The sequence below is a fragment of the Variovorax sp. SG517 genome, assembly GCF_013376045.1.
Taxonomy (GTDB): domain Bacteria; phylum Pseudomonadota; class Gammaproteobacteria; order Burkholderiales; family Burkholderiaceae_C; genus Variovorax.
This window is the reverse complement of the sequence record NZ_JABMJG010000003.1, coordinates 316,383-332,726: the sequence shown is the minus strand read 5'-3', so window position 1 is coordinate 332,726 and position 16,344 is coordinate 316,383. Positions and strand designations below refer to the sequence as shown.

Sequence of the window (16,344 nt, the reverse complement as noted above, 5' to 3'; positions counted from 1 at the left end):
GCCGCCGATGACCACGCTGCAGACAGACATCCCCGCCCGCCTCGACCGCCTCCCCTGGTCGCGCTGGCACTGGCGCGTGGTGATCGCGCTGGGCGTGGCCTGGGTGCTCGACGGGCTGGAGGTCACGCTGGTGGGCTCCATCGGCGCGGTGCTGGAGCGGCCCGACACGCTGGGGCTCACGGCCGGCGAGATCGGGCTGTCGGGCTCGGTGTACGTCGCGGGCGCGGTGCTCGGCGCCCTACTCTTCGGGCGCATGACCGACCGGCTCGGGCGCAAGAAGCTCTTTCTCATCACGCTCGCGGTCTACACCGTCGGCACGCTGGCAACGGCCTTCTCGCCGAACTTCGCCTTCTTCGCACTGTGCCGGTTCGTCACCGGGCTGGGCATCGGCGGGGAGTACGCGGCCATCAACTCGGCCATCGACGAACTGATTCCGGCGCGGGTGCGCGGGCGCGTGAACCTCGCGATCAATGGCAGCTTCTGGATCGGTGCGGCGCTGGGCGCGGCGCTCAGCCTCGTGCTGCTCGACGCACGCGTGATCGGGCCGGTGTGGGGCTGGCGAGCCGGCTTCGCACTCGGCGCGGTGCTGGCGGTGGCCATCCTGCTGGTGCGGCGCCACGTGCCCGAGAGCCCCCGGTGGCTGGTCGCGCACGGGCGGGCCGACGAGGCGAAACGCATCGTCGAGCGCATCGAGGCGGAGGTCGAGGCGCAGCACGGCCCGCTGCCGGCGCCGCCGGGCTTCGTCGTGAACTACACGGCCGCGCGGCCCAACAGCCCGCCCATGCGCCAGGTGGCGCGCGTGCTGTTCAAGCGCTATCCGCAGCGCAGCGTGGTCGCGCTGGCGCTGATGATTTCGCAAGCCTTCTTCTACAACGCGATCTTCTTCACCTACGCGCTGGTGCTCACCCGCTTCTACGGCGTGCCCGAGGGCGACGTGGCGCTCTACATCTTTCCGTTCGCGCTGGGCAACGTGCTGGGACCGCTGCTGCTGGGACCGCTCTTCGACAGCGTGGGCCGGCGCCGGATGATCGCGGCGACCTATGTGCTCGCGGGCATCGGCCTCGCGCTGACCGGCTGGGCCTTCATGCAGGGCTGGCTCGACGCGCGCGGGCAGGCGCTGTGCTGGTCGGCGGTGTTCTTCCTGGCATCGGCCGCGGCGAGCTCTGCGTATCTCACGGTGAGCGAGGTGTTTCCGCTGGAGATGCGCGCGATCGCCATCGCCATCTTCTACGCGATCGGCATGGGCGCGGGCGGCTTCGCGGCGCCGCTGCTGTTCGGCCTGCTGATAGAGACTGGCAGCCGTGGTGCGGTGATGGTGGGCTACTGCATCGGCGCCGGGCTGGTCATCGTGGCGGGACTGCTGGCGCTGCGCCATGCGGCCGATGCGGAGCGCAAGCCGCTGGAGGAAGTGGCGCCGCCTTTGGCCTCCGAGGCCGGTGGGGAGCGGTGAGCGCCTGACTACCGGTCAGAGCGCGCAGGTCCGGAAACCGAAGAAACCGTCGTCGCGCCCGGGCAGCGCGAAACCGCGGCGGCGCAGCGAGCGCAGGCGCGCGCGCGTAGCGAACGAGGCCCCGCGCAGTACGCGCGCCCGTCCGAAGACCGCTGCCGGATCGAACTCGGTGCCCGCGCTCCACGGGTCGGCCCGATAGCCGGGCCAGGGCTGCAGGGTGCCGGCGGTCCACTCGTGCACGTCGGCCCAGCGGAAGCCGCGGCGCGCCGCCATATGCGCGGCGATCTCCCATTCGACCTCGGTCGCCACACGCCGCCCGGCCCAACGCGCCCAGGCATCGGCCTCCCACCAGCTCAGGTGCACGGCACTGTGGTGGCCCGCCGCGCGCACGGTGGCGCCAAAGCGCTGCTGCAGCACCGAGCCGCCCGTGCCGTTGCGCGCCGCGCCGATCTGCTCGATGTGGCGCGGCCCGCGCCGGCCCTCTACCTGCGCCGAGAGCCAGCGCCAGCCTTCGCCGTGCCAGAGCTCCTCGCGGTCGTAGCCGCCGTCCTCGACGAACTCGACGTACTGGTTCCAGGTGACGGGCTGGGCGTCGATCTCGAACTCGGGCACGTCCACCCGGTGCGCCGCGCGCTCCTGCGCGAAGGCGAAGCCGCTTTCGGGCATGCCCAGCTCCCAGCGCGTGGCCGGCAGCAGCAGCGGCTCGCGCGTGACGGCCATGGGCGCCTGCTCGACGCCCAGGGGCAGCCCCATGGTCTGCGCCATCACCACGAACTGCTCGCCGCGCATGTCCTCGTGGAACAGGGCGAGGCGGTAGAAGTACAGGCCGGCGTCGGTCTCGGCGGCGTTGTCCAGCAGCTCGAGCGTGCTTTCCAGGGTTTCGAGCAGGTAGGCCTTGGTCTGGGCGAGGTCCGGCAGGTCGGGCGGCCAGCGGCGTCCCGGGCCGGAATGGGCAGGGTTCCACCAGTCGTCCGCACCGGGGTCGATGGCGGCCAGCCGCGTGGGCCGCATCGGGCAGTCGGCGCCGAAGGCACGCTGGGTGTTGCGCCCGATCCACCATTCGGCGAACCAGCCGATGTGGCCGGCCAGCCAGGCCGCGGGCACCACGCCGTCTTCGTCGGACCCCGGCGGCCGGGCGAGCGCTTCGGCGCCCAGCGCCTGCTCGTAGAGCGACAGAAGGTGCAGCGTGTGGTTGCGCGCGTCGATCAGCGCCAGCGAAAGAAGCTCCCGGCCGGCCCGGCACATGTCGGGCGAATCGATCGAATGGGGCTGGCCAGCTGCGCCCGAAGGCGTGGAAGGCGGAAGGCGCGAGGACATGGACGATTATGGCGACCGGCTCCCCCGCGACGCCGGCCGGCCGGCCCGCATTCCGGGTAAACCCCTGCCCCGGTTGCAAGGCAATACAAAGGTTCACCGGGGTAACATCGCGGGCTTTGCGCAGCCCCCACCAGGGGCCGGCGCTCCACCTTCGGGATTCGTGGGAGACACCCCCTTGTCTGCATTCCTCAAGTTCGCGACCGGCATGGACTGGATCAGCGAAAAACTCGGCAAGATCGCTGGCTACGCCGTCCTGGCGGCATCGCTCATCTCGGCCGGCAACGCACTCATCCGCTACGGCCTCGATTTCAGCAGCAACGCCTGGCTCGAGATCCAGTGGTACCTGTTCGCGGCCACCGTGATGCTGGGCGCCCCCGTGGTGCTGCGCTTCAACGAGCACGTGCGCGTGGACATCATCTACGGCAAGCTCAAGGGCTACGGGCCGGTCTACGTCGACCTCTTCGGCCTCATCTTCTTCCTGCTGCCGGTGATGGGCCTCTTCACCTACCTCACTTGGCCCTTCTTCTGGAACATGTGGGTCACGGGCGAGATGTCGGGCAACATCGGCGGCCTCATCCGCTGGCCCGCGGCGCTGCTGATGCCCGTGGGCTTCGCGGCGATGTTCCTGCAGGGCGTCTCGGAAATCATCAAGCGCATCGCCTACCTGCGCGGCCTGATCGAGATGGACACGCACTACGAGAAGCCGGTGCAGTGACGGGCGCAGTTCCCCGCGCCCTTACGCCACCGCCCTCTCCCGCACCGCAGGACAAGTAGAAATGCACATGGAAAATTTCGCCCCGATCATGTTCGCGGGGCTCGTGGTGATCATGCTGATCGGCTTCCCGGTCGCGTTCTCGCTCTCGGCCCTCGGCCTGATCTGCGGCTTCTTCGCCATCGAGATGGGCTGGTTCCCGGCCGGCTTCATGGCCAACCTGCCGCTGAACGTCTTCGGCATCCTCTCGAATGAAACGCTGCTCGCCATTCCGTTCTTCACGTTGATGGGAGCGGTACTGGAGAAATGCGGGCTCGCCGAGGACATGCTCGACTCCATGGGCCAGCTCTTCGGCCCGGTGCGCGGCGGCCTCGGCTACTCGGTGATCATCGTGGGCTTCATCCTCGGCGCCATCACCGGCACGGTGGCCGGCCAGGTGATCGCGATGGCGATGATCTCGCTGCCGATCATGATGCGCTACGGCTACAACATGCGCTATTCCACCGGCGTGCTGGCGGCCTCGGGCACCATCACGCAGCTGGTGCCGCCCTCGCTGGTGCTCATCGTCATGGCCGACCAGCTCGGCACCGACGTGGGCCAGATGTACAAGGGCGCATGGGGCCCGTCGATCCTGCAGGTGATCATCTTCGCGATCTACACCTTCATGGTCGGTCGCCTCTACCCGAGCTACGTGCCGGGCCTGCCGGCCAGTGCGCGCACGCTCAACGGCTGGGCGCTGTGGGGCAAGTGCCTGCGCGGCATCATTCCGTCGGCCATCCTGATCTTCGCGGTGCTCGGCTCGATGGGCGGCCTGCCCTTCATGGACAAGGCCATCGCCACGCCGACCGAAGCCGGCGCCATGGGCGCGGTGGGCTCGCTGGTCCTCGCGCTGATCCACCGCCGCCTGAACTGGCAGCTGCTGAAGGACGCCATGGAAGGCACCATGCGCCTGACGGCCATGGTGGTGTTCATCCTGATCGGCTCGCGCGTGTTCTCGCTGGTGTTCCAGGGCGTGGACGGCGCCAAGTGGATCGAGCACATGCTCTCGGGCCTGCCCGGCGGCCAGGTCGGCTTCCTGATCGCGGTGAACATCTTCGTGTTCTTCCTCGCGTTCTTCCTCGACTTCTTCGAGATCGCCTTCATCATCCTGCCGCTCTTGGGCCCGGTGGCCCACAAGCTGGGCATCGACATGGTGTGGTTCGGCGTGCTGCTGTGCGTGAACATGCAGACCTCGTTCATGCACCCGCCCTTCGGCTTTGCGCTGTTCTATTTGCGGGGCATAGCGGACACGCTCTTCAAGAACGGGGCGCTGCCCAAGAAGGTGGAGTCGCGCGACATCTACCTGGGCGCGGTGCCGTGGGTGGCGATGCAGCTGCTGCTGGTGGCCATCGTGATCTTCTTCCCGCAGACGGTCACCGTGTTCCTCGAGAAGGAAAAGGTCGTCGACATCGACAAGGTCAACCTCGACATGCCGGTGGAAGAGCAGCCCAGCTCGCCCGACAACAACGGCGTGAACATGGAAGACCCGTTCGGCAACGAGAAGAAGGACGAGTCCTCCACGCCGCCGCCGTCCACCGATGCGCCGCCGGCTTCCGGTGAAGCCGCCAAGCCGTGAGCGACCGAGCCCACGGCCCCGCTGAAGAACCAAAACAACAAGACGACGACAACAGCCCCGGCGACGAAGCAGCCGGGGCAATCATCGAAAGCCCCGCCTTCCCGCCGCTGCTGCGCACGCTGGCGGTGGTGCTGGTCGTCGACCTTTTCGCCTTCGCGATCTGGAGCCTCCCCTCGCTGCGCACGGCCGACTGGTCGGCCAGCGCGCTGGTGGTGATGGGCATCGCGGCGCTGTGCGTGGTGTGGGTCGGCTACTGGATCGTCTACAGCCGCACCCGGCTCGAAGGCGACGTGCTGGTGCAGACCTGGCTCTGGGACAAGCGCGTGAGCGCGCAGGAAGTGGCGCAGCTCAAGCTGGTGCACATCCGCATGCTGGAGCGCGTGATCGCACCGCGCCTGCTGGTGCGCCGGCGCTTCGGCGGCATGACCTGGTTCCACTCGGCCGACGCCGCCGTGCTCGTGGCCTTCGGCGAGCAGGTGGCGAAGCGGACCATTCCGCCCACGCCGCCGCAGGCATAGCGAACCCTATCGGCGCAGCAGCCGCTGCATCGCTTCGCCGATGGCCTGCGGCTTGTCGGCGCCATCACCGGCCGGGCAAATGGCAGCCTGCTCCCTCTCCTTGCCCTTCGGACCCACCGCGGCGTGGAGCCGCTCGCAATCACAGCGCAGCCGGCCCTTCAGCGCCTTCGTGCGCGCATCGCGCAGTTCGGCCACCCAGCACGAATCGCCGCAGCCGCAGGAACGGTACTCCAGCACCTCGCCGGGCGTGTTCCACGGCAGCGTATAGCTGCCCGTGCCGCCGGCGGCCTGGGCGGCCGGAGCGAGCGCGGCCATGAAGAGCAAAGCGGCGAGGGACGACGTTCGGAGCATCGGGCGGGACCTGCTGGAAAGTGGAAAGCCGCGCATCGACGAAAAAAAGCCCCGCCGGGACCGGCAGGGCTTCCTGTTCGACGAGGCGAGGCCTCTTACAGCTTCTGCTGCTGCATGAAGCGGTCGAAGGTGCCTTCGGTGTAGCGGAACCAGGCGTTCTGGTCGGCCAGGAATTTCGACCAGTCGCCGTAGATCTTCTTCCACTCGGGGTTGGTGTTGTTCAGGTCCGAGTAGATCTGCTGGGCCGACTTGAAGGCGGCGTTCATCACGTCCTGCGAGAACGGGCGCAGCTTGGTGCCCGAGCCGACGAGCTGCTTCAGCGCGATCGGGTTCTTCGAGTCGTACTTGGCCGTCATCGTGATGTTGGCGTGCGAGGCAGCCGCTTCGACGATGGCCTTGTACTCGGCCGACAGGCCTTCCCATGCCTTGGTGTTGATGTAGAAGTCCAGCTCGGGGCCGCCTTCCCACCAGCCGGGGTAGTAGTAGAACGGGGCGATCTTGTTGAAGCCCAGCTTCTGGTCGTCGTAGGGACCGACCCACTCCAGGCCGTCCAGCGTGCCCTTCTCGAGCGCGGGGTACAGGTCGGCGCCGGGAATGGATTGCGGGATCACGCCGAAGGGCTCGAGCACCTTGCCGGCGAACGGGTTGGTACGGAACTTCAGGCCCTTCAGGTCGGCGACCGACTTGATCTCCTTGCGGAACCAGCCGCCCATCTGCGCGCCCGTGTTGCCGCCGGGCAGGTTGATGATGTTGTACTTGGCGTAGAAGGCGCGCATCAGCTTCAGGCCGTTGCCTTCGTACATCCAGGCGTTCTGCTGGCGGGTGTTCATGCCGAAGGGCACTGCGCAGCCCAGGCAGAAGGTCGGGTCCTTGCCGTAGAAGTAGTACGGAGCCGTGTGGGCCATTTCGACCGAGGCGTTCTGCACGCCGTCGACCACGCCGAACGCGGGCATCAGCTCGCCGCCGGCATGCACGGAAATCTGGAACTTGCCGCCCGACATGTCGCTGACGCTCTTCGCGAACACTTCGGCCGTGCCGTAGATGGTGTCCAGCGACTTGGGAAAGCTCGACGCCAGGCGCCAGCGAACTGCGGCTTGCGCGTGAACCGCGGGGGCGATGCCGGCAGCCAGAACGCCGGCGATGCCGGCGTTTTTGATGAGGGAACGACGATCCATTAGATAGCTCTCCGAGTTCTTTGAAAAAACGAAACGCGGCTTGTGACCGCGTTGGGGACTTTTGTGTAAGTCCCGGGGATTGTAAAAACGCGCTTACACGTCCCGGGGCGGGTTTACCCTGCGCTGTTGCCGCTATTGCGAACGAATCGCTCGCGGATCGACGCCTCGATGCCGATCGCATCCAGCCCGATGGATGCGAGCAGCCTGGCCGGATCGCCATGCTCGATGAAGCGGTCGGGCAGGCCCAGCTGCAGCACCGGCTTCTGCACGCCGGCCGCCTGCAGCGCCTCGAGCACCGCGCTGCCCGCGCCGCCCATGATCGCGCCCTCTTCCAGCGTGACGATGGCATCGTGCGTGCCCGCGACCTTCAGCAGCAGCTCGACGTCGAGCGGCTTGGCCCAGCGCATGTTGACCACCGTGGCGTCGAGCGATTCCGCCGCCGTGAGCGCCGGATACAGCAGCGTGCCGAAGGCCAGGATGGCGATGCGCCGGCCTTCGCGGCGGATCTCGCCCTTGCCGAAGGGCAGCGCATCGAGCGTGAGATGCGGCGCGGCGCCGGCACCCGAACCGCGCGGATAGCGCACGGCCACCGGATGGTTCTGCTCGTATGCGCTGGTCAGCAGCTGGCGCGTTTCGCGCTCGTCGGCCGGACAGGCGATGCTCATGTTCGGAATGCAGCGCAGGAACGGGATGTCGTACGCGCCCGCGTGCGTCGCGCCGTCGGCACCCACGAGGCCAGCGCGGTCGAGCGCGAACACCACCGGCAGGTTCTGGATGGCGACGTCGTGGATCAGCTGGTCGTAGGCGCGCTGCAGGAAGGTCGAGTAGATCGCGACCACCGGCTTCAGCCCTTCGCATGCGAGGCCCGCGGCGAAGGTCACGGCGTGCTGCTCGGCGATGCCGACGTCGTAGTAGCGGTCGGGGAAGCGCTTCTCGAATTCGACGAGCCCCGAGCCCTCGCGCATCGCGGGCGTGATGCCCACGAGGCGGCCGTCGGCCGCGGCGGTGTCGCACAGCCACTGGCCGAACACCTGCGTGAAGGTCTGCTTGGGTGCCGAGGCCGGCTTGACCAGCCCCACCTGCGGGTCGAACTTGCCGGGGCCGTGGTAGGCCACGGGGTCGGCCTCGGCCAGCTTGTAGCCCTGACCCTTCTTCGTGACCACGTGCAGGAACTGCGGGCCGTCGAGGTGCTTGAGGTTCTCGAGCGTGGGCACCAGCGAATCGATGTCGTGGCCGTCGATCGGGCCGACGTAGTTGAAGCCGAACTGCTCGAACAGCGTGGCCGGCACGACCATGCCCTTGGCATGCTGCTCGAGCCGCTTGGCCAGCTCGAACAAGGGCGGCGCATTGCGCAGCACGCTCTTGCCGACGTTCTTGGCGGCGGCGTAGAAGTTGCCGCTCATCAGTTGAGCCAGGTAGCGGTTGAGCGCGCCCACCGGCGGGCTGATCGACATGTCGTTGTCGTTCAGGATCACCAGCAGCTTGCAGTCGCACACGCCCGCGTTGTTCAGGGCCTCGAAGGCCATGCCGGCAGTAAGCGCGCCGTCGCCGATGATGGCCACGGTGTAGCGGTCCTCGCCCTTCTGCTTGGCAGCCATGGCCATGCCGAGCGCGGCCGAGATGCTGGTCGACGAGTGGGCGGTGCCGAAGGTGTCGTACTCGCTCTCGTTGCGCTGCGGAAAGCCCGAGATGCCGCCGATCTGCCGCAGCGTGGGCATGCGCTCGCGCCGGCCCGTGAGGATCTTGTGCGGATAGGTCTGGTGGCCCACGTCCCACACCAGCCGGTCGTGCGGCGTGTTGAACACGTGGTGCAGCGCGACCGTGAGTTCGACCGTGCCGAGATTGGAGCTCAGGTGGCCGCCGGTGCGGGAAACGTTGTCGAGCACGCAGGCGCGCACCTCGTCGGACAGCTGGCGCAGCTGGGCCCGGTCGTATTTGCGGATGGGCGAAGGGTCGTGGAGTGTGGGAAGCAGCGGAGCAGCCATGGGGGAGGTTTGTTCTTTTCTCTCAGCGGTCGCGGTCGACCACCATGTGGGCCAAGGCGCGCAACGCGGCGGTATCGGCCAGGCCGCTGCGCTCCAGCGCGGCGAGCGCGTCGGCCAGCAACTGGCGGGCCTGGGCGCGGGCGCCGTCGAGGCCGAGCAGCGACACGTAGGTGGGCTTGTCGGCCGCGGCGTCCTTGCCGGCGGTCTTGCCCAGGGTCTGCGAATCGGCCGTGACGTCGAGGATGTCGTCGACCACCTGGAACGCGAGGCCGATGGCCGCGCCGTAATCGCGCAGCGCGGCCAGCGCGGCAGCGCTCACCGTGCCGCAGGCGGCGCCCATCTCGACGCTGCCCTGCAGCAGCGCGCCGGTCTTCAGGCGGTGCATCTCGCGCAGTTGCGCTTCGTTCAAGGCGATGCCGACGCTGGCAAGGTCGATGGCCTGGCCGCCGGCCATGCCCTGGCTGCCCGCGGCGCGCGCGAGCAGGCGGCACAGCAGGGCCTGGGTGGCGGCGGGAATCTCGTCGCCTTCGGGGGTGAGCAGCTCGAAGGCCAGCGCCTGCAGCGCGTCGCCGGCCAGCAGGGCATCGGCTTCGCCGAACTTGACGTGCACCGTGGGCTTGCCGCGGCGCAGCACGTCGTTGTCCATGCACGGCAGGTCGTCGTGCACCAGCGAATAGGCGTGGATCAGCTCGGTGGCGCAGGCCGCGCGCAGGGCCGCGGCCTTGTTGCCTCCCACGGCCTCGCTGGCGGCCAGCACCAGCAGCGGCCGCAGCCGCTTGCCGCCGTCGAGCACGGCGTAGCGCATGGCGTCGCCCAGCAGCACCGGGGCATCGACACCGACCCAGCGCGACAGCGCAGACTCGACATTCGCCAGGTGGGGTTCGCTCCAGCCGGCGAGCGTGCGGGCGTCCCAGTGGCCGGAATTCAGCGTGGCGGCGCTCATTCAGGCGTCCAGACCTTCAGGCTGCCCGAATCGAGCACCTTGATCTGGTCTTCGACCGCCTGCAGCTTGTCGCGGCAGAAGGCCAGCAGCGCCGCGCCGCGCTGGTAACTGACTAGCAGCTGGTCCAGCGGCAGCTGGCCCGACTCGAGTTCCGCGACCAGTTGCTCCAGTTCCTGGAGCCCGGCTTCGTAACTGGCTGGCAGCGGACCCGTGTCGGGCGTTGCCGCCGGGCTGGACGAGGAAGGAGGGGGCACCTTGGGCATGCAAGCGAAACGTGGGTGAAACGAGGCATTTTAGGACCGTGACCGGAACAAGTGGCGGGCGGGCCGCCCCCTCCTCTGGCGGAGGCCGATCGCACATTGCGAAACGGCGCGGGAAGCCGGGAGGCCGAAAAAATGGCCCCGGGTACAATGCGAACTTCTCTCGTTGACGACGTTCAACACTGCTTCGGGCCGCCGAATCCTCCTGGCGGCGCCTTCCGTTCTTTTCTTCCTTTTCTCCCTGTGGGGAGCTTGGTCAGGTCCTCCATGTCTGATTTAAGTCTTCAACTGCAGCAGGCCGCGAGCCAACTTCCAGTTTCCGCGTATTTCGACGAGGCGCTCTTCGCCCGCGAGATGCAGAACCTTTTCTCGCGAGGGCCCCGCTATGTCGGCCATCGCCTGGCCGTGCCCGAGATGGGCGACTTCCACACCCTGCCCCAGGAGCACCAGGGCCGCGCCCTCGTCCACACGCCCAAGGGCGTGGAGCTGATCTCCAACGTCTGCCGCCACCGCCAGGCCCTGATCCTGCAGGGCCGCGGCCAGCTCGAGAGCCAGTCGGGCGGCAACATCGTGTGCCCGCTGCACCGCTGGACCTACGCCGCGGCCGACCCGCGCACCACCGGCACGCTGATCGGCGCCCCCCACTTCGAGCAGGACCCCTGCCTGAACCTGCACAACTACCCGCTCACGGAGTGGAACGGCCTGCTGTTCGAGAAGAACGCCGACGGCTCCGGCCCCGACGTGGCGGCCGACATGGCCGGCCTCGGCCCGCAGGCCGACCTCGACTTCTCGGGCTACGCGCTCGATCGCGTCGAGCTGCACGAGTGCAACTACAACTGGAAGACCTTCATCGAGGTCTACCTCGAGGACTACCACGTCGGCCCGTTCCACCCCGGCCTGGGCAGCTTCGTCACCTGCGACGACCTGCGCTGGGAGTTCAAGCCGCGCTATTCGGTGCAGACGGTGGGCGTGGCCAACCGCCTGGGCCGCGCGGGCAGCCCGGTCTACCAGAAGTGGCAGGAGCAGCTGCTCAAGTACCGCGAGGGCAAGCCGCCCAAGTACGGCGCCATCTGGCTGACCTACTATCCGCACGTGATGGTCGAGTGGTATCCGCACGTGCTCACGGTGTCGACCCTGCACCCCGTGAGCCCGACGAAAACGCTCAACATGGTCGAATTCTTCTACCCCGAGGAAATCGTCGCCTTCGAGCGCGAGTTCGTCGAGGCCCAGCAGGCCGCCTACATGGAGACCTGCGTGGAGGACGACGAGATCGCCGAGCGCATGGACGCCGGCCGCCGCGCGCTGATGCTGCGCGGCGACAACGAGACCGGCCCCTACCAGAGCCCGATGGAAGACGGCATGCAGCAGTTCCACGAGTGGTACCGCAGCGCGATGCAGAACGCCTGAGTCGATGACTGCCTCATCGACGGGTGTTTCAGGAACACCGCGGAACCGGCTTTGCCGGGCCGCTGGTGTTGCCCCCCGGCGAGGGGGTGGGAGAAGCGACACGAAGTGCGCGAAGCCTGGGGGAGAACCAATAGTGCAAGCCCTGTGGATGGTGCTCGGCGCCTTCTTGTTCGCCACGATGAGCGTGGTCGTGAAAGTCGCCTCGGCGTGGTTCAACAGCGGCGAGATGGTGCTCGGGCGCGGCCTGATCGGCATCGTCTTCCTCTGGCTGCTGGCACGCAACCGCGGCGTGTCGCTGGCCACGAAGTATCCCGGCATGCATGCCTGGCGCAGCACCATCGGCGTTGTGTCGCTCGGCGCGTGGTTCTATGCCATCGCCCACATGCCGTTGGCCACGGCCGTCACGCTCAACTACATGAGCAGCGTGTGGGTCGCGGCCTTCCTGGTCGGCGGCGCGCTGCTGGCCTGGGTGCCGGTGCCCGGACGCGACGGCCGCGTGGAGCGCCCGCCGCTGCAAGGCACGCTGGCGATGACCGTGCTCGCGGGCTTCGTGGGCGTGGTGCTCATGCTCAAGCCCACGGTGAACGGCAACGAAGGCTTCGCGGGCCTGCTGGGGCTACTTTCGGGGCTGACGGCCGCCTTCGCCTACATGCAGGTGGTGGCGCTCTCGCGCATCGGTGAGCCGGAGCTGCGCACGGTCTTCTACTTCGCGGTCGGCTCGGCCGTGGCCGGCGGCATCGCCACGGCCTTCACCGGGTTTTCGGGCGACAGCTCCTGGACATGGCAGCATGCGCTGTGGCTGCTGCCGATCGGGCTGCTCGCCGCGCTCGGCCAGCTGTGCATGACGCGCGCCTACGCCACCGCCAAGACGCAGGCCGGCACGCTGGTGGTCGCCAACCTGCAGTATTCGGGCATCGTCTTCGCGGCGTTCTACGGCGTGGTGCTGTTCCACGAACGCATCGACGCCGCGGGCTGGGCCGGCATGGCCCTTATCATCGCCAGCGGCATTGCTGCAACCGTGTTGCGACAACGGGCCGTGCCCAAGGCGCCGGCCGAGGAACACTGACGCAGGCAGCGTGCATTTCCAGATTCCCCAAGGAGCAAGCGCCATGTACGACACCCTCATCTCCGCCGAACAACTGCAGCAGCTGCAGGCCAGCGGCAAGCCCTTCATGGTGTTCGACTGCAGCTTCGACCTCATGAAGCCCGAAGCCGGCGCGCAGCAATACGCGGCCGCGCACATTCCAGGCGCGCTCTACGCCAACCTCGACACCGACCTCAGCGCGAAGCACGGTGCCCCCGGCGCGCACGGCGAAGTCGTCGTGGCAAAGGAAGACGGCGTGCCCGCATCGGGAGGGCGCCATCCGCTGCCCAGCCGCGAGAAGTTCGCCGCGTGGCTCTCCAGCATCGGCTTCGCCAACGACATGCAGGCCGTGGTGTACGACCGCAACGGCGCCAACTACTGCGGCCGCCTGTGGTGGATGCTCAAGTGGATGGGCCACGACGCGGTGGCCGTGCTCGACGGCGGCCTGCAGGCCTGGCAGGCCGCGGGCGGCGAGGTCACCGACCGCGAGGAGCCCGCGCGCTTCCAGTCGAACTTCGTCGCGGGCGAGCCCATCGCGAAGCTCGTCACCACCGACATGGTGGTGCGCCGGCTCGGCCAGCCTGACCAGAACCTGATCGACGCACGCGCCGGTGCCCGTTACCGCGGCGAGGTGGAACCTCTGGACCCGATCGCCGGTCACATCCCCGGGGCCCTCAACCGGCCTTTCGCCGACAACATCGGTCCCGACGGCAAGTTCAAGCCGGCATCGCAATTGCGTGCCGAGTTCGAAGCGCTGCTCGCGGGACGCGATGCGGCGACAGTCGTCCACCAGTGCGGCAGCGGCGTGAGCGCCGTGCCGAATCTGCTTGCCATGCAGATCGCGGGATTCGGGACGACCGCGCTCTATGCCGGCAGCTGGAGCGAATGGAGCAACACGCCGGGGCTGCCGACCCGGCAAGGCGCCGAACCATGAAGCACATCCGACTCCGACGCAACACCGGTCTCGCAATCGCAGCCGCCGCGCTCTTCGCGGCGGCCCCCTTCCTCACCGCCCAGGCCCAGCAGCAGCACGCCCACGTGCACGGCCAGCTCAAGCTCGACGTGGCCGTCGACGGCCCCACGGTGGTGATCGACATGGAATCGCCTCTCGACAACATCGTCGGCTTCGAACGCGCCCCCAAGACCGACGCCGAGAAGAAGATCGTGGAAGACGCCGTGGCCCAGCTGCGCGCGGCCGACAAGCTCTTCGTGGTCGACCCCGCCGCCAACTGCAAGCTGGGCCCGGTCGACCTGCGCTCCGGCGCGCTGGGCCTCGGCAACCCCGACCCCAGCGAGCCCGTCGGCCACGCCGACCTCGACGCCACCTTCTCCTTCAACTGCACCAACGCGGCCGCCGCGAAGTTCATCGACCTGAACCTGTTCGGCGCCTTCAAGGGCCTGCGCCAGATCGACTCGCAGATCGCCACCGCGCAGGGCCAGTTCAAGCGCCAGCTCAAGCGCCCTGCCGGCGCCCAGGCCTCGCAGCCCGCGCGCCTGAGCTGGGGCAAGTGACACCGTGAGCGACCTCCCTCCAGCGCAGGCCTCGTCGGCCCTGCGCGTCGTGCTCGCGGCCGAGGCGCTGCGCTTCACATGGCCCTCGGCCAAGACTCCGTGCATCGACATCGAGGCCTTCCGCATCACTGCCGGCGAATCGGTGTTCCTGCACGGCCCGAGCGGCTGCGGCAAGAGCACGCTGCTGTCGCTGCTGGCCGGCGTGCTGGTGGCCGACGAAGGCCGCGTCACGCTGCTGGGCCACGACTGGTCGAAGCTCTCGGGCACGCAGCGCGACCGCAGCCGCGTGGCGCACGTGGGCTACATCTTCCAGCAGTTCAACCTGCTGCCGTACCTGAGCGTGATCGACAACGTGCTGCTGCCCTGCCGCTTCTCGCAGCGGCGCGAGGCCAATGCGTCGCGCAACGGCAGCTCGCGCGGCGAGGCCGAGCACCTGCTCGACCAGATGGGGCTGGACCGCAACCTGTGGGGCCGCCAGGCGCTGCAGCTCTCGGTGGGCCAGCAGCAGCGCGTGGCCGCGGCGCGCGCGCTCATCGGCCAGCCCGAGGTGGTGATCGCCGACGAGCCCACCTCCGCGCTCGACGAGGACCGGCGCGAAGCCTTCCTCGACGTGCTGCTGACGGCCTGCGCCGAGCACCGCAGCGCACTCGTGTTCGTGAGCCATGACCAGCGCATCGCGCAGCGCTTCGCGCGGCATGTGCTGCTGCCTGAAATCAACCGCGCCGCCACCAACGCGATGGCGGTGGATGCATGAAAGCACTCTTTTCCATCGCATGGCGCAGCGCCTGGAACCGGCGCTTCACGCTCGCGCTGACGGTGTTCTCCATCGCGCTTTCCACGTTCCTGCTGCTGGGCGTGGAACGCATCCGCACCGAGCTGCGCGAGAACTTCGCATCGTCCGTCTCGGGCACCGACCTGATCGTCGGCGCGCGCACCGGCTCCACGCAGCTGCTGCTGTACTCGGTGTTCCGCATCGGCGCGGCCACCAACAACATCTCGTGGAAGAGCGTGCAGGCGCTGTCGGCGCATCCGGGCGTCGACTGGGTGGTGCCGCTGTCGCTCGGCGATTCGCATCGCGGCTTCGCGGTGCTGGCCACGTCCACCGACTACTTCACCCGCTTCCGCTACGGCGACAGGCAGACGCTGAAGCTGCGCGAGGGCAAGCCCTTCAGCGAGCTCTTCGACGCAGTGGTCGGCGCCGAGGTGGCCGACAAGCTCAGCTACCACGTGGGCCAGAAGATCACGCTCGCGCACGGCAGCGGCGAACTCAACGTGGCCGAGCATGCGGACAAGCCCTTCACCGTGGTCGGCGTGCTCGCGCGCACCGGCACGCCGGTCGACCGCACGGTGCACATCGGCCTCGCGGCGATGGAAGCCATCCACCTCGAATGGGTGGGCGGCGCGCCGATGCCGGGCGTGCACATCTCGCCCGAGCAGGTGCGCAAGTTCGACCTCACGCCCAAGAACGTGACGGCCGTGCTGGTGGGCCTGAAGAACCGCGCTGCCGTGTTCGGCGTGCAGCGCTGGATCTCGACCTACACCGGCGAGCCGCTGATGGCCATCCTGCCTGGCGTGGCGCTCGACGAGCTGTGGAGCGTGATCGGCATCGGCGAGAACGCGCTGCTGCTGATGTCGGCACTTGTCGCGCTGGTGAGCCTCGCGGGGCTGGTGTCGGTGGTGATGGCGGGTCTGAACGAGCGCCGCCGAGAGCTCGCGGTGCTGCGTGCGGTGGGCGCGGGCCTGCGCCATGTGCTAGCGCTGCTCGCGCTCGAAGGCGCGCTGGTCACGGTGCTCGGCGTGGTGCTGGGCTTGGTGATGGCGGTGCTTGGCATCGCCCTGCTCTCGCCATGGCTGCAGTCGCAGTTCGGGCTGACACTGAGCCTTTCCGAACCTACACTGAACGAATGGCTGCTGATGGCGAGCCTGCTGGCCGCCGGTTGGCTGGCGAGCCTGCTGCCCGGCATCCGCGCCTATCGCCTCTCCCTTGCAGACGGCCTCTCGCCGAGGATTTGAAC

Annotated in this window: 16 protein-coding genes; 10 read left to right on the top strand and 6 right to left on the bottom strand. The window is 68.4% G+C overall.

Translation table 11 applies throughout. The features are described from left to right. Positions 1-7 precede the first annotated feature (7 nt). Entirely contained in the window at positions 8-1,450 is a 1,443-nt protein-coding gene (locus FHT32_RS10895) for an MFS transporter (RefSeq protein WP_176664640.1), read from the top strand. A gap of 15 nt (positions 1,451-1,465) precedes the next feature. On the opposite strand, the gene FHT32_RS10890 is transcribed toward FHT32_RS10895, so the two are convergent. Beyond that, complete coding sequence (locus FHT32_RS10890) at positions 1,466-2,767, bottom strand: SUMF1/EgtB/PvdO family nonheme iron enzyme (protein ID WP_176664639.1); 1,302 nt, start codon at positions 2,765-2,767, stop codon at positions 1,466-1,468. A 175-nt stretch (positions 2,768-2,942) separates the two neighbouring features. On the opposite strand from FHT32_RS10890, the gene FHT32_RS10885 reads away from it, so the two are divergent. The 3 genes from FHT32_RS10885 to FHT32_RS10875 all read left to right on the top strand — a co-directional run bounded on the left by FHT32_RS10885 (position 2,943) and on the right by FHT32_RS10875 (position 5,612). Further along, complete coding sequence (locus tag FHT32_RS10885) at positions 2,943-3,482, top strand: TRAP transporter small permease subunit (RefSeq protein WP_176664638.1); 540 nt, start codon at positions 2,943-2,945, stop codon at positions 3,480-3,482. A 61-nt stretch (positions 3,483-3,543) separates the two neighbouring features. Further along, positions 3,544-5,094, top strand: coding sequence for a TRAP transporter large permease subunit (locus tag FHT32_RS10880; RefSeq protein WP_176664637.1), 1,551 nt, complete (start codon positions 3,544-3,546; stop codon positions 5,092-5,094). Next, positions 5,091-5,612, top strand: a complete 522-nt coding sequence (locus tag FHT32_RS10875; RefSeq protein WP_176664636.1) for a hypothetical protein — start codon at positions 5,091-5,093, stop codon at positions 5,610-5,612. The genes FHT32_RS10880 and FHT32_RS10875 overlap by 4 nt, the downstream gene beginning before the upstream one ends. Positions 5,613-5,618: 6 nt before the next feature. Here FHT32_RS10875 and FHT32_RS10870 read toward each other — a convergent pair whose 3' ends face one another. The 5 genes from FHT32_RS10870 to xseB form a co-directional block, all read right to left on the bottom strand. Continuing rightward, complete coding sequence (locus tag FHT32_RS10870; protein WP_176664635.1) at positions 5,619-5,963, bottom strand: hypothetical protein; 345 nt, start codon at positions 5,961-5,963, stop codon at positions 5,619-5,621. 95 nt (positions 5,964-6,058) lie between these two features. Continuing rightward, entirely contained in the window at positions 6,059-7,138 is a 1,080-nt protein-coding gene (locus FHT32_RS10865) for a TRAP transporter substrate-binding protein (protein WP_176664634.1), read from the bottom strand. Positions 7,139-7,251: 113 nt separating this feature from the next. Next, positions 7,252-9,123: a 1-deoxy-D-xylulose-5-phosphate synthase gene (gene dxs / locus FHT32_RS10860; protein ID WP_176664633.1), complete on the bottom strand. Its 1,872-nt coding sequence runs from the start codon at positions 9,121-9,123 to the stop codon at positions 7,252-7,254. Positions 9,124-9,145: 22 nt separating this feature from the next. Continuing rightward, positions 9,146-10,066, bottom strand: coding sequence for a polyprenyl synthetase family protein (locus FHT32_RS10855; RefSeq protein WP_176664632.1), 921 nt, complete (start codon positions 10,064-10,066; stop codon positions 9,146-9,148). Then, positions 10,063-10,329 carry an exodeoxyribonuclease VII small subunit gene (gene xseB / locus FHT32_RS10850; RefSeq protein WP_007829283.1) on the bottom strand — a complete coding sequence of 89 codons (267 nt, stop codon included), beginning with the start codon at positions 10,327-10,329 and terminating at the stop codon, positions 10,063-10,065. Before xseB ends, FHT32_RS10855 begins: the two co-directional genes overlap by 4 nt. A gap of 264 nt (positions 10,330-10,593) precedes the next feature. Between xseB and FHT32_RS10845 the strand changes: the two genes are divergently transcribed. The 6 genes from FHT32_RS10845 (at position 10,594) to FHT32_RS10820 (ending at position 16,342) form a co-directional block, all read left to right on the top strand. After that, positions 10,594-11,733 carry an aromatic ring-hydroxylating dioxygenase subunit alpha gene (locus FHT32_RS10845; protein WP_176664631.1) on the top strand — a complete coding sequence of 380 codons (1,140 nt, stop codon included), beginning with the start codon at positions 10,594-10,596 and terminating at the stop codon, positions 11,731-11,733. 148 nt (positions 11,734-11,881) lie between these two features. Then, entirely contained in the window at positions 11,882-12,799 is a 918-nt protein-coding gene (locus FHT32_RS10840) for a DMT family transporter (RefSeq protein ID WP_176664977.1), read from the top strand. A 43-nt stretch (positions 12,800-12,842) separates the two neighbouring features. Next, positions 12,843-13,751 (top strand): sulfurtransferase, encoded by a 909-nt coding sequence (locus tag FHT32_RS10835; RefSeq protein WP_176664630.1) that lies wholly within the window; start codon positions 12,843-12,845, stop codon positions 13,749-13,751. Further along, positions 13,748-14,329, top strand: a complete 582-nt coding sequence (locus FHT32_RS10830) for a DUF2796 domain-containing protein (protein ID WP_176664629.1) — start codon at positions 13,748-13,750, stop codon at positions 14,327-14,329. Before FHT32_RS10835 ends, FHT32_RS10830 begins: the two co-directional genes overlap by 4 nt. Before the next feature lie 4 nt (positions 14,330-14,333). Further along, positions 14,334-15,083: an ABC transporter ATP-binding protein gene (locus FHT32_RS10825; RefSeq protein WP_176664628.1), complete on the top strand. Its 750-nt coding sequence runs from the start codon at positions 14,334-14,336 to the stop codon at positions 15,081-15,083. Further along, positions 15,080-16,342 carry an ABC transporter permease gene (locus FHT32_RS10820; RefSeq protein WP_176664627.1) on the top strand — a complete coding sequence of 421 codons (1,263 nt, stop codon included), beginning with the start codon at positions 15,080-15,082 and terminating at the stop codon, positions 16,340-16,342. Before FHT32_RS10825 ends, FHT32_RS10820 begins: the two co-directional genes overlap by 4 nt. The last annotated feature ends 2 nt before the right edge of the window (positions 16,343-16,344 follow it).

What these genes read in the sequence shown, in the direction of transcription:
- FHT32_RS10890 (WP_176664639.1), bottom strand. Translation starts at nt 2,767, where the DNA reads ATGTCCTCGCGCCTTCCGCCTTCCACGCCTTCGGGCGCAGCTGGCCAG.
- xseB (WP_007829283.1), bottom strand. Translation starts at nt 10,329, where the DNA reads ATGCCCAAGGTGCCCCCTCCTTCCTCGTCCAGCCCGGCGGCAACGCCC.
- FHT32_RS10870 (WP_176664635.1), bottom strand. Translation starts at nt 5,963, where the DNA reads ATGCTCCGAACGTCGTCCCTCGCCGCTTTGCTCTTCATGGCCGCGCTC.
- FHT32_RS10855 (WP_176664632.1), bottom strand. Translation starts at nt 10,066, where the DNA reads ATGAGCGCCGCCACGCTGAATTCCGGCCACTGGGACGCCCGCACGCTC.
- FHT32_RS10895 (WP_176664640.1), top strand. Translation starts at nt 8, where the DNA reads ATGACCACGCTGCAGACAGACATCCCCGCCCGCCTCGACCGCCTCCCC.
- FHT32_RS10840 (WP_176664977.1), top strand. Translation starts at nt 11,882, where the DNA reads ATGGTGCTCGGCGCCTTCTTGTTCGCCACGATGAGCGTGGTCGTGAAA.
- FHT32_RS10845 (WP_176664631.1), top strand. Translation starts at nt 10,594, where the DNA reads ATGTCTGATTTAAGTCTTCAACTGCAGCAGGCCGCGAGCCAACTTCCA.
- FHT32_RS10830 (WP_176664629.1), top strand. Translation starts at nt 13,748, where the DNA reads ATGAAGCACATCCGACTCCGACGCAACACCGGTCTCGCAATCGCAGCC.
- FHT32_RS10835 (WP_176664630.1), top strand. Translation starts at nt 12,843, where the DNA reads ATGTACGACACCCTCATCTCCGCCGAACAACTGCAGCAGCTGCAGGCC.
- FHT32_RS10880 (WP_176664637.1), top strand. Translation starts at nt 3,544, where the DNA reads ATGCACATGGAAAATTTCGCCCCGATCATGTTCGCGGGGCTCGTGGTG.
- FHT32_RS10865 (WP_176664634.1), bottom strand. Translation starts at nt 7,138, where the DNA reads ATGGATCGTCGTTCCCTCATCAAAAACGCCGGCATCGCCGGCGTTCTG.
- FHT32_RS10820 (WP_176664627.1), top strand. Translation starts at nt 15,080, where the DNA reads ATGAAAGCACTCTTTTCCATCGCATGGCGCAGCGCCTGGAACCGGCGC.
- dxs (WP_176664633.1), bottom strand. Translation starts at nt 9,123, where the DNA reads ATGGCTGCTCCGCTGCTTCCCACACTCCACGACCCTTCGCCCATCCGC.